The sequence below is a fragment of the Aquimarina aquimarini genome, assembly GCF_900299535.1.
GTDB lineage: Bacteria > Bacteroidota > Bacteroidia > Flavobacteriales > Flavobacteriaceae > Aquimarina > Aquimarina aquimarini.
Genome location: NZ_OMKE01000059.1, coordinates 1 through 12,537, shown reverse-complemented (window position 1 = coordinate 12,537; position 12,537 = coordinate 1). Strand labels below are relative to the sequence as shown.

Here is a 12,537-nt window from a genome sequence, read left to right as displayed (position 1 = left end):
AACTAAGATAAGAATAATTCGTAATCTATTTTACGGCTAATTGTTTTATGGAATTTTCAAAATCAATATCTTCAAGATTACTAATGGATAATCCAATACCTCCCGATTTGGAAGCTACTATATATTCTGTTTGAAATTTTTTCTCTTTCTTAAATGCTTTCAAATACTTAAGCTTTACCACTTTTGATGTTGGCGTAAAGAAAAAACGACCGTGTATTCTCTTATATCTCACTTTCTGAATATTCGACTCATCTTTGAGTTGGTTATTCATGGCTTCTACTACTTTTGCTGCTCTATGCTCATCAAACTGATAAAAATCACAAACGTATACAAATACGTAATTCTCTACAGTATTCTCATCTACAAATAGTTCGAAATCAACTTTTTTATCTTCTATTTTCTTTAATTCATCTAGAGCAACTTTTTTAAATTTCGGTTTATCGGTCAAAGAATCTAACCTTGCTCTAAATTCTTCTGGTGAGGATTTGGCATAACTACTTGTAAGAACTACAGTGTTGTTTCTGAACTCAATTGTGTTTTTTGAAAACTTGGAAAACTTAGAAAATTTGGATTCTTTGGGTAAAAATTCACATCCTATAATTAGGACTGTTACTAGTGATAGTAGAATTTTTTTCATAGGGCATTTGTGTTAATTAATACAACATTACAATAGACCAGCCCAAAATGATTTGCCTTGTAAGTTAATAAAAAAAAACTAATTAAAACCCCTTTTGACTTGATTTCTAAGCACTTCTACTGATTTTAATCACAAAAACCATATAAAATAGTAGGAATAGTATTACTATTTTAATTACCTCTTACTCCTTTATTACAGTGATCTCTACTCTAGATTGGCAATAAATTTTTCTACATTAAAATTAACATCATCTTCTCCTTGCTGATCAAAAGGGTTTTCTAAATGAGATTGAATATTATCTAATGCCACCAAAATAACACTGTATAGAATCGGCATAGCAAATTCTAGCCCTACAGAATATTCATTGGCTTTATAAGCAAAATAGGGACCATATAGAATTGGCAGAACAATGATAAAGATATTGCTATACGTTCTCAATGTTCTTGGTGTACGATATTGGTAAATATGTTTTGTTCTCTCAAAAGAAATCATCATTTTACTCAAAAATTGATTTGAACGAGATGCCTCTCCTGAAGGTAATCCGTGGCTTCTCATTTTTTTTATAAAAGCAGATATTTCTGTAAAACTCTGATACACATCTTTTTCATACTTTTCAAGTTCAGATACTGGTTTTGTAAACATATGTCTACAGGCATTCATGAGTCCTTCTAAATGAGTTTTCAACTCCTCTTTAAGAGTTTCAGGAGGGTTTTCTAACCAATGAATGGTTGCAAAATACAAAGCTCTACCATGTGCCTTTATACCACCGTATTCGTCTAAAGCAATCTCTCTACGTTTATATGCCCCTCCTATAGAAAAAACAATAGGAAAAACAATTGCGGTAGCAATAAGACTCAGAGGAAAATTAGCAATAAAATCAAAATGCCTACATGTATAACTAGATATCAAAGACAATAATATAACTACAAAGGTCTTATAGTTGATAATCAGACCTACTCTTCTAATGAATTTTAACATAAAAAATAATATGAGTTTAATTTGGCACCCAATCTACCGGGTTTTTTAATACTTCTAGTAATTGTGCTTCTTTGCTCCCTTTTTCTGGGTGATGATCATATTGCCATTGCACATGGGGAGGTAAACTCATTAAAATACTTTCTATTCTTCCGTTTGTTTTTAACCCAAATAAGGTTCCTTTATCATGTACAAGATTAAACTCTACATATCGTCCTCTTCTTATTTCTTGCCAATCTCTTTGCTCTTTGGTATATGGTAATTCCTTTCTCTTCTTTGCTATCGGTACATAGGCATCAAGAAAACTATCTCCTACCTCTGTTACAAAATTATACCAGTCCTGCATAGACATCGTATCTGTTGCTTTGCAATAATCAAAAAACAAGCCTCCTACACCTCTTCCTTCTTCTCGATGAGAATTATAAAAATATTCATCACATTTCTTTTTATAGGTGGTATAAAAATCTGGATTATGTGCATCGCAAGAAGCTTTACACACTTCATGAAAATGCTTTGCATCTTGATTAAAAAGATAATAAGGTGTTAAATCTTGCCCTCCTCCAAACCAACTATCTACTACGGTTCCTGTCTTATCATACATTTCAAAATAACGCCAGTTGGCATGTACTGTTGGTACCATAGGGTTTTTAGGGTGCAATACCAATGATAGACCACATGCAAAAAAATCTACATCACCTACATTAAAATAACTCTGCATAGCTTTTGGCAATGCGCCATGAACTCCTGATATATTTACGCCTCCTTTCTCAAAAACATCTCCATTTTCGATTACTCGAGTTCTACCTCCACCCCCTTCTGGTCGTTTCCACAAATCTTCTTGAAACTTGGCCTTACCGTCTATTTCTTCTAGAGTAGAAGTAATTGTATCTTGAAGGTCATGTATATATTGATAAAATCTGTCTTTTATATTCAATTTTTGATGATTTTCTTTCTGAAATTTATTCATTCTGTTACTATTCAAAGTTTTATTTGACAACCATAAACAAAATAAAGTTCTCTTCCATAATTTTATAAAAGCTTATCCTTGATCAAGCTTCAATCTTAGGAACTTCTTTTGATGCACTGTTTAATTTAATAAATCCTTTTTCTTTTAAAATCTTTACAGTCTCTGTTGAGGCAGCTACCACAGATATTGGCAGGGTGATAATAAACCCTAAAATTGGTATAAAGAGCATAAGTACAAATACAATCCCGTTACCTATAGCGGTACCTCTGTTCTTTTTAACAAACTGAACGCTTTCTTTATAATTAAAATGACGTTCCATAGTATAATCCATATTACCAAAACCTATATAATATGCTTGTATCAAAAAGATCAATATGGTAGCAAGGATTCCAATAACAGGGATAAAACTTAAAACCACTAACGGAATCATAAACAATAATTCTCTGATAAGATTACGTATATTAATTCGTATCCCTCTGGATAATTGTTGACTAAAAGATGTTTGACGATGCACATGATTTGTTTCTCCCAACAAGTGAGATTCTACTTTTTCTGAAACTGGACTCATAAATGGAGCCGACAGTGCCATCACAATATGTTTATACAAAATTAACCCCACAACTAGAATCATTAACCCTCCTATGTATGTACTAATCGTTGCAAAGGTCTCTGATCCCCACTCCCAAACCCAAGCTTTGGCAATCAATGCTCCTAGGCTGTTTGCAAAAAAATAAGTTAATGCTACAAAAGATACTCCAGTAACTACGCTAATTAAAATTGGTATCGCAAAATACCTCCACAATCCAAGCTTTGAGATCAATTTAAATGTCCCAAAATAAGCTTTAATTCCACTTATAATATTTTTAAACATACTATTATTGATTATTTAATCTCTCTATCTTTTGATTTAACTCAATAGAATACGTTGTCGTATTTGATTGTACATATTCATAAAGCTCATTTGCTTTTTGACAGGTATTTTGCAGGGTAGTCTTTTTAAAACATAATTCTGCCAATACATCCCCTAATAACTCTATATGTTGTAAATCAAAGTTTCGTTTTTTTAGAGTTGTAATCAGTAACATTTTATCCATATTACATACTTCCTCCAAAGATAACTCCAATTCTTCTTCTAACTTATTTGTAATTATCGTTACGCTTTCTTCCTTATTACTTGTAGTAATCTCAGTGGCTTTGGATAATAAATTCACTAGGAATTGAGTTATTTTTTTGACCTCTCTTGACAACCAATCCTCTACAGACATACTAATTCTATTTTCCTATTAGTAGCCTTGATTAGAGTTTTGTTTCATTATTAATTAATTTTTATACTTTCAAAAAATAAGATACACCAAATCATTTGTATATACTGATACCTCATTAATCTCTTTTATTACTTTGGCATTCTGCAATTGTTCTTGTAGAAGAGTAATCACTTTTTCTTCCTCAAAACATACATCTTGTTTTAAAAAAACATCACGTCCAATTTTATTATTATGTAAATCCATAGCAGTAGCTATTGGTTCATTGGGTGCTAGTTGCTCGTGCAGATCAGTTATTTTCTGTGCCCAATCAACTGATTTCTCTTTGCTTTTTGTTTTATACAATACACTCTTGCAAATCAACACATTCCATAACGCATGTCTAAAAGCATTTGCTTTTCCATTGCTGTGATGCTCTTTTCCAAACAACTGATCACAAATAATCATGGTTCTTCGTGTTGCGATCAAAGTTGGATATATAAATAATGGATTCTGAAGTATTGCCTTGCCCAGTCTATAAAACTGCCTAAAACTTAATTGCCTTACCAAACTCCAGACGTTCATCCTTATACCTTATACTCTTTTACAGCATCAACAAAAGCTTGTGCATTTTCTACTGGAATGTTAGGCAATATCCCATGACCTAAATTGGCAATATAACTATCCTTACCAAAGCCATCTATCATCTCTTTTACCATTTTTTTAATATCTGCTGGTGGAGATAATAGTCTTGATGGATCAAAATTACCTTGAAGTGTAATATTTCCTCCTGTAAGATATCGTGCATTACGTGCAGAACAAGTCCAATCTACACCAAGTGCAGATGCTCCTGATTTTGCCATTTCCTGTAATGCAAACCAACACCCTTTTCCAAAAACAATAACTTCTGTTTCATCTTTTAGCGCGTCTATAATCTGTTGAATGTATTTCCATGAGAATTCCTGATAATCTACAGGTGATAACATTCCTCCCCAACTATCAAACACCTGAACAGCATTAACTCCTGCAGCTACCTTTGCTTTGAGATAAGCAATTGTAGTATCAGTAATCTTTTGCAATAATTGGTGAGCTGCTTCTGGCTGTGCAAAACACAACTCCTTGGCTTTATCAAAATTCTTAGACCCTTGCCCTTGTACGGCATAACATAAAATGGTCCAGGGAGAACCTGCAAAACCAATTAAAGGAACACGGTTATCTAATTGTTCTTTGGTTAGTTTGATCGCTTCCATTACATACCCTAACTCTTCATGCACATCAGGAACAACAACTTGCTCCACATCTTTTAGAGATCTAATAGGGTTCGGTAACCAAGGTCCGATTCCATCTTTCATCTCTACCTCAATATTCATAGCTTGAGGTATTACCAAAATATCACTAAACAAAATAGCAGCGTCTGGTCCTATAATATCAATAGGCTGTACCGTTATCTCTGCTGCTAGCTCTGGTGTTCTACAACGTGTAAAAAAATCATACTTTGCTTTTAGTGCACGAAATTCTGGCAAATATCGTCCTGCCTGACGCATCATCCATACTGGCGGGCGTTCTACTGTTTCTCCTCGTAAGGCTTTAAGAAATAGGTCGTTTTTTAATTCTGTCATTTTATTTTTCTATTAGCTCAAATATGTATTTCTGAGTTCTATTTTTTCTATTTATTTCTATAATACGTTACTGCCTGAACGATTACATTTTCTATAGTAGGACGATTTGCAACAACTACATTATCAGTATATTTTCTAGCTTCAGAGGCAGTTGTATTTCCTATACAAAACAAAATACTTTCTCCTATATTGTTTGTAGACACATAACTTCTAATTGCTGATGGACTAAAAAACAATATCCCATCAAATAAACGATTAAATTTATTTGATGTCAAATATGTATTATATACAGTTTGTTCTTCTATCGATATATTATTTTGTTTTAAAAGATCTGGTAATTCATCTCTTCTCATATTTCCGCAAAAAAACAAAAAAGAGTCGCTTTTATATCTTTTTATGATAATTTTAGCTAAATCTGATGCATTGTAAGCAACTTCTATCACATTACATCCATTATCTTTTAATAGTTTTTTTGTGTTTTCTCCCACACAAAAAACTCTTATTTCAGAATTTTCTATTTTGTAAAAAGGAAGTGATTTTTGATTAAAAACAGCATGTACTGCATTCTTGCTTGTAAAAATTATATTCGAGATAGTATTCTCTGGGCCTTTGACTTCTAAAAAATCAATTGTCACAGCATTATACTCAACCAATCTTAATCCTGTATTTAATACTAACTCTTTTTGAGCAACAGAGAGTTTCTTGGTAGAAAGTAATGTTGGTGAAGTATTCAATTTTACCCTATTTCTTCTTTAATTCTTTTCATTAACTCCTTACCACCATTCTGCAATATCTCTTGTGCACATTGTACACCAAAGTTTTTGCTTTGATCTATCTTTATTTCTTTACTTACTTCTATTTTATCTTTTCCGTCAAGACTAAACAAAACTCCTGTAAAACAAATAATATCTTCTTTTATGGTTGCTAGTGCACCTATTGGTGCAGTACACCCTCCTTCTAATTCTCTTAAGAATTCACGTTCTATATGTACACATGTTTCAGAAGTTCTATCATTCAAGTTTGATAATACGTCTCGGCAATATGTATCTTCTTCTTTGGCAACTACCAACATTGCTCCTTGTGCTGGAGCAGGAATCATCCAGTCTAGATCTTTATAATTGTCTGGTTTCAAATTTATACGCTCCAATCCAGCAGCAGCAAAGATTGCTCCATTCCACTTATTATCAGTAAGTTTTTGAAGGCGTGTATTTACATTACCTCTCAGGTCAGTTACTGTATGCTTAGGATATTTATGTAACCACTGTGCTTTTCTACGCAGACTTCCTGTAGCGATTACCCCATCACTTTCTAAAAATTCTAATCCTTTATGTACTAAAATGTCTTTTACATTAGCGCGTTTCAAGATAGCAGCCTCAACAATACCTTTAGGTAAAGCGGTAGGAACATCTTTCATAGAATGTACAGCTATATCAATATCGTCCTGTAACATGGCAATATCCAAGGTTTTGGTAAAAATACCCGTGATCCCTAACTCATACAATGGCTTGTCTAACACAATATCACCTGTAGATTTTACAGGAACTAATTGAGTTTTACACCCTAAATCTTCTAAGCTCTTTTGTACCGTTTTGGCCTGCCAAAGTGCTAACTCACTATCTCTGGTTCCTATGCGAATTGTTCTAATCAAGGCTGTTTTTTTGTAATTGAAAAACTTTTTGAATCAACTCTATACTCTCATCTGCCGAAGTGTTATCATCTTTGAGATGATTGGCAAAATGATTTGTTATTTTCTGAATGATCCTACTACTTATAATATCTGCTTGCTCTTCATCAAAATCTGCATACTTTTTTCTTTGTAAATTAATTTCTGCATCTTTTAATGTAAACAATTTATTTTTGAGAGCTCTAATAGTAGGAGCAAATTTCCTAGTCTCTAACCAATTATCAAACTCTAATTTTACTTCTTCTATAATTTCTTCTGCCTGCGGGATGTATTGTTTTCTTCTTTGTAGTGTATCATCTGTCATTTTTGATAAATGATCCAAATGTACCAAAGTTACATTAGGTAGCTCTGTTACATTATCTGCGACATTCTTAGGAATAGAAAGATCCAAAATCAACAGCGGTTTATGCGAATGTATTAATTGCTTAGAAATTGTTGGATTCTGTGCTCCTGTTGCAACAATTAAAATATCGGTATTCTTTATTTCAGATTGAATATTAGCATAATCTTTTACAACAAGATTAAATTTTCCTGCTATTTTTTCTGCTTTATCTTTGGTACGGTTAATAAGCGTAATATGATCATTTTTGGTATGTTTAATTAAATTTTCACAGGTATTTCTTCCTATTTTTCCTGTACCAAAAAGTAAGATATTCTTATTAGAGATATCTTCTACATTTTTTAAAATATACTGTACTGATGCAAAAGAAACCGAGGTTGCTCCAGAAGAAATTTCTGTTTCATTTTTGATTCGCTTGCTTGCTTGAATTACCGCATTGATAAGCCTTTCTAAGAAAGGATTTGTCATCTCAGCTTTTTTAGAAGCTTTAAAACTTAGTTTTAGTTGGCTTATAATCTCGAAATCTCCTAGTATTTGACTATCCAAACCAGTACCTACTTTAAATAAATGTGCTACTGCTTTTCTATTTTTATGCACATACGCTACCTTCTCAAACTCTTCTACGGTACCATGCGTATGCTCACATAATAATTTAATTAATTGAAATGGGTGTTGAGCAAAACCATGTAGTTCTGTTCGATTACAGGTAGAAGTAACAAGTAATGCTTCTATACCATCTTCTTGGGCTCGTTGTAGTATTCTTGCCTTGACCTCATCATTTACACTAAAATGACCTCTGATCTCTGCATCAGCTTTTTTATAACTAAGTCCAATTGTGTAAAAGTTCGTTCCTTTAGCTCTTAAGTGAGGCTCCATGTAATCAATTCTATTATATTCCGTAACAAAAGTATTTTAGATAGGTCAGAAAAAATAACGCTAGAGGGATTTTTAGTGTCGAAAAACGTTATTTCTGACATTATTTGCAAAAAAAACGCTAAAAACCCTTATTTTTGTAGGGCTAAGAAAGATTCTTATGTCGACAGTTTAGATTCATTCTAAATAAATAAAATTTTATAACTATGGAAATTGAACTAAAAAATAACGCTCCAGGGATTCTAGAAGAAACCTTTATCGAAGATGGTTTTTATATTCTTAAATTTCAAAACGAAACCAATGAAAATCAAAGAGTTGTTAGAGACATCGACAGCAATTTGATTCAATTTCATTTCTGTATCAAAGGAGCTATTAAGTTTAATTTCAATAACGGAAGTTATGCTATAAATCTTTCTGAAGAAAACTCACTTCTTCTATATAACCCACAACGGGACTTACCCATGAATCTAGAAATGAAACAAGATTCATGGTTAATTACTATCCTTATTTCTATAAAAAAGTTTCATTCTTTATTTTCTAAAGAAGCAGATTATATTCCTTTTTTAGGCGAAGGAAATAGAGATAAAAAATATTATACAGATGCAGGCATCTCTCCTTCTATGGCTGTAGTCCTTAATCAGATTATGAATTATAGTTTACACCCTTCTATCAAACAATTATACTGCAAGGGAAAAGCTTATGAATTACTAAGTCTTTATTTTAATAGACCTGGAGAAACAGATATTGAGCAGTGCCCATTTCTGGTCGATGAAGAAAATGTAATAAAAATCAGAAAGGCAAAAGAAATTATTATTGCCCGTATGGCAGAACCCCCAACACTTCAACAATTATCAAAAGAAATTGGATTACCTCTTAAAAAGCTCAAAGATGGTTTTAAACAAATCTATGGTGAACCAGTATATACATTTCTTTTTGATTACAAAATGGAAGTAGCCAGACAACTACTTGCATCAGGAAGTCATAATGTAAATGAAGTCGGCTTAAAAGTTGGATATAGCACAGCTAGCCATTTTATTGCTGCATTTAAAAAGAAGTTTGGTACTACACCAAAAAAATATGTCATGAGCTTAAGCTAAAACTCAATTAATCCAATAATTCATCTCTAGGAATACCGATCCCTTTTTGTAAGGATACGATAGAATCATACATTCCCTTGTCTTCTTCTGTGGTATCAGCCAAAACAGATACAAATTCAAACTGGTCTAAAAGTTCTAGAAGAAAAGACAATTTATCTTTTTCTACATCTACAATTATACGTTTCATGTGCTTTTATAATTAGAATTAATAGTCATATGAAACCTATAACAATTAAAAACATCTTTTTTTTAATTGAATCAGGTTCACCTTGCTTTTTTAATCACCTAAAAATACTAAAATAAAACCGTCCTGTTTTTGGTTTACTGGAATTTAACGTATTTTAAGTTATTATTGGCAACCCCATACCCTACAAGGATTAAGACAATAAATAGACAATACTACTATCAAAAAGTCTTATCACTTTTTATTTCATTCCTCTTTATAGTTTGTATTTTTGTACACGTAAAAAGGAAAAATATGAGTAAAGGAGTTCTCCTCGTTAATCTTGGATCACCAGATAGTACAGACCCAAAAGATGTAAAAAAATATTTAGGTGAATTTTTGATGGACCCTAGAGTAATTGATGTTCCGCTTTGGGCTAGAATACTACTAGTAAAAGGAATTATTTTAAACACCCGACCTAAAAAATCGGCAGAAGCTTATAAGAAAATATGGTGGGATGAGGGTTCACCTCTGATTGTATTATCAGAAAGATTACAAAAAAAAGTTGCTGATCGCACTTCTATTCCTATAGGGTTAGCCATGCGTTATGGCTCAATGAATATCAAAAAAGGATTACAAGAACTACATGATCAAGGTGTTACTGAGGTATTACTGCTTCCTCTTTATCCACAGTTTGCAATGGCTACTACAGAAACGATTTTAGTACTGGCAGAAGAATTACGAGCAAGCTATTTTCCTGATATGAAATTCACAGATATCCCTGCATTTTATAATAAATCAGAATACATAAATATCTTATCCAATAGTATTGCTGAAAAAATAGAGAGTTTAGACTACGAGCATCTTCTTTTTTCTTACCATGGAGTACCCGAAAGACATATTAGAAAAAGTGATATTACAAAATCTCATTGCAAGATAGATGGGTCATGTTGCAATACCCCTTCTCCTGCACACGAATTTTGTTATCGCCATCAATGCTATAAGACTACTCAAGAAGTTGCAAAAAAATTAAACCTACAAGAAGGCACTTATTCAACCTCTTTTCAGTCAAGATTAGGTTTTGATCCTTGGCTACAACCTTATACTGATAGTACTATTGAGCGAATGGGAAAAGAAGGAGTCAAAAAGATGGCTATTGTAACCCCTGCTTTTGTTTCTGATTGCTTAGAAACCTTGGAAGAAATTGCAATGGAGGGAGAAGAAATTTTTCATGAAGTAGGTGGTAAAGAATTTACTACAATACCCTGCCTTAATGATCGAGAAGATTGGTCAAATTTGTTAGCAAACTGGGTAAATGATTGGGCTACTACAAAAACTCAAACTGTTTAATGGCAAAACTTACTGCTGAAGCATTAGGAACAGAACCTATAGGAAAATTACTTATAAAACAGGCATTACCTGCATCGATAGGCATACTAGTAATGTCTCTTAACGTTTTAATTGATTCTATTTTTGTAGGTAATTGGATTGGTTCTATTGCTATTGCTGCAATAAATGTCGTGCTACCCGTATCATTTTTTATTGCTGCCCTTGGAATGGCGATAGGTATAGGAGGATCAAGCATCATCTCTAGAGCATTAGGTGCAAATGATAAAGAAAAAGCGTTACAAACTTTTGGAAATCAAATCGTCCTCACTTTGCTATGCACAATTTCTTTGGTTGTATTGGGTTTAGTTTTTGTCGACAGTATTATTCCTAAATTTGGAGGTAAAGGTGATATTTTTGATCCTGCAAAAATATACTACATTATTGTTTTGTATGGAGTCCCTATTCTAGGTTTTGCTATGATGGGCAACACTGTAATTCGCGCAGAGGGAAAACCTAAATTCGCCATGATTGCTATGATTATCCCCACATTAGGAAACCTAATAATGGATTATGTTTTTATCAATCTAATGGATATGGGAATGCAGGGTGCTGCATGGGCAACAACAGGATCATATCTAGCTTGTTTTCTTTATATTTTTTGGTTTTTTGGCTCTAAGAATTCTGAACTAAAACTAGGTTTTCGCCATTTTGGTTTACAAAAAGAAATTGTTTCTGAAATCGCATCATTAGGAGGTGTTACCCTTGCTAGACAAGCTGTAGTAAGCATCACTTATCTACTAATGAACAATATTTTATTCGATCTCGGCCAAGAAGGTCTCATTGCGGTATATGCCATCATTGGTCGAATGCTAATGTTTGCCCTATTTCCTGTATTTGGAGTTACACAAGGTTTTTTACCTATTGCTGGGTATAACTATGGCGCACAACACTACTCTCGTGTAAGAGAATCGATTAATACCGCTATCAAATACGCTGCAATTGTTGCCACCTTAGTTTTTATTGGGCTGATGATTTTTCCTTCAGAAATAACCGCTTTATTTCTCAGTGATAACCCTAATCTAAGCCCTAAAGAATTAGCATTAAATCAATATGTTTTAGCACATACCGCAACACCAATGCGATGGGTTTTTGCCGCTACCCCCGTCATTGCCCTACAACTTATAGGTGCTGCTTATTTTCAGGCAGCAGGCAAGGCAAAACCTGCATTATTACTAACCTTATCAAGACAGGGATTCTTTTTTATTCCATTGATTTTAATTCTACCTAAGTTTTATGGAGAATTAGGTGTTTGGGTTTCTTTTCCAATAGCAGATGTTCTAGCGACCATTGTTACTGGTTATTTCCTAAATCACGAAGTAAAATCAAAACTCATCACCACAAAAACCTCTTAACTCTTTATTTTTAAGAACTAACACCAGCTCTCAATAGAAATCAACTCCTAAAACTGTTTCTTTTTACTCTATGTTTCAAAATAAAACACAGCAATAGTGATGTTATACGATTTACACATAAAAATTTCGTATATAGTTTGTTTCTTTTGCACTATATCTGTGTTATAAAATTCAACAATAGCTAAGGCTATTCTTTAATT

At 33.0% G+C, this 12,537-nt stretch carries 14 protein-coding genes; 3 read left to right on the top strand and 11 right to left on the bottom strand.

Annotated features, from left to right (window positions below; translation table 11 throughout):
- Positions 1-25: 25 nt before the first annotated feature.
- The 10 genes from DG508_RS20450 to hemA all read right to left on the bottom strand — a co-directional run bounded on the left by DG508_RS20450 (position 26) and on the right by hemA (position 8,339).
- Positions 26-637, bottom strand: coding sequence for a hypothetical protein (locus DG508_RS20450; RefSeq protein ID WP_108870222.1), 612 nt, complete (start codon positions 635-637; stop codon positions 26-28).
- A 204-nt stretch (positions 638-841) separates the two neighbouring features.
- Positions 842-1,615 (bottom strand): hypothetical protein, encoded by a 774-nt coding sequence (locus DG508_RS20445; RefSeq protein WP_108870220.1) that lies wholly within the window; start codon positions 1,613-1,615, stop codon positions 842-844.
- A gap of 16 nt (positions 1,616-1,631) precedes the next feature.
- Complete coding sequence (gene hemF / locus DG508_RS20440; RefSeq protein WP_108870244.1) at positions 1,632-2,540, bottom strand: oxygen-dependent coproporphyrinogen oxidase; 909 nt, start codon at positions 2,538-2,540, stop codon at positions 1,632-1,634.
- Positions 2,541-2,661: 121 nt separating this feature from the next.
- Positions 2,662-3,450 (bottom strand): EI24 domain-containing protein, encoded by a 789-nt coding sequence (locus DG508_RS20435; protein WP_108870218.1) that lies wholly within the window; start codon positions 3,448-3,450, stop codon positions 2,662-2,664.
- A gap of 4 nt (positions 3,451-3,454) precedes the next feature.
- Entirely contained in the window at positions 3,455-3,844 is a 390-nt protein-coding gene (locus tag DG508_RS20430) for a hypothetical protein (protein WP_108870216.1), read from the bottom strand.
- 69 nt (positions 3,845-3,913) lie between these two features.
- Positions 3,914-4,405: a DUF6973 domain-containing protein gene (locus DG508_RS20425; RefSeq protein WP_108870214.1), complete on the bottom strand. Its 492-nt coding sequence runs from the start codon at positions 4,403-4,405 to the stop codon at positions 3,914-3,916.
- A 2-nt stretch (positions 4,406-4,407) separates the two neighbouring features.
- Complete coding sequence (gene hemE, locus DG508_RS20420) at positions 4,408-5,439, bottom strand: uroporphyrinogen decarboxylase (protein ID WP_108870212.1); 1,032 nt, start codon at positions 5,437-5,439, stop codon at positions 4,408-4,410.
- Positions 5,440-5,486: 47 nt separating this feature from the next.
- Positions 5,487-6,173 carry a uroporphyrinogen-III synthase gene (locus DG508_RS20415; RefSeq protein ID WP_108870210.1) on the bottom strand — a complete coding sequence of 229 codons (687 nt, stop codon included), beginning with the start codon at positions 6,171-6,173 and terminating at the stop codon, positions 5,487-5,489.
- Between the two features lie 2 nt (positions 6,174-6,175).
- Positions 6,176-7,087 carry a hydroxymethylbilane synthase gene (gene hemC / locus DG508_RS20410; protein WP_108870207.1) on the bottom strand — a complete coding sequence of 304 codons (912 nt, stop codon included), beginning with the start codon at positions 7,085-7,087 and terminating at the stop codon, positions 6,176-6,178.
- Positions 7,080-8,339 (bottom strand): glutamyl-tRNA reductase, encoded by a 1,260-nt coding sequence (gene hemA, locus DG508_RS20405; protein WP_108870205.1) that lies wholly within the window; start codon positions 8,337-8,339, stop codon positions 7,080-7,082. Before hemA ends, hemC begins: the two co-directional genes overlap by 8 nt.
- Positions 8,340-8,542: 203 nt before the next feature.
- Between hemA and DG508_RS20400 the strand changes: the two genes are divergently transcribed.
- Positions 8,543-9,433 carry an AraC family transcriptional regulator gene (locus tag DG508_RS20400; protein WP_108870203.1) on the top strand — a complete coding sequence of 297 codons (891 nt, stop codon included), beginning with the start codon at positions 8,543-8,545 and terminating at the stop codon, positions 9,431-9,433.
- A gap of 7 nt (positions 9,434-9,440) precedes the next feature.
- On the opposite strand, the gene DG508_RS20395 is transcribed toward DG508_RS20400, so the two are convergent.
- Entirely contained in the window at positions 9,441-9,620 is a 180-nt protein-coding gene (locus DG508_RS20395; RefSeq protein WP_108870201.1) for a hypothetical protein, read from the bottom strand.
- Between the two features lie 291 nt (positions 9,621-9,911).
- Here DG508_RS20395 and hemH point away from each other — a divergent pair, with 291 nt between their 5' ends.
- Positions 9,912-10,946, top strand: a complete 1,035-nt coding sequence (gene hemH / locus DG508_RS20390; RefSeq protein ID WP_108870199.1) for a ferrochelatase — start codon at positions 9,912-9,914, stop codon at positions 10,944-10,946.
- Positions 10,946-12,337, top strand: a complete 1,392-nt coding sequence (locus DG508_RS20385; RefSeq protein ID WP_108870197.1) for an MATE family efflux transporter — start codon at positions 10,946-10,948, stop codon at positions 12,335-12,337. The genes hemH and DG508_RS20385 overlap by 1 nt, the downstream gene beginning before the upstream one ends.
- The last annotated feature ends 200 nt before the right edge of the window (positions 12,338-12,537 follow it).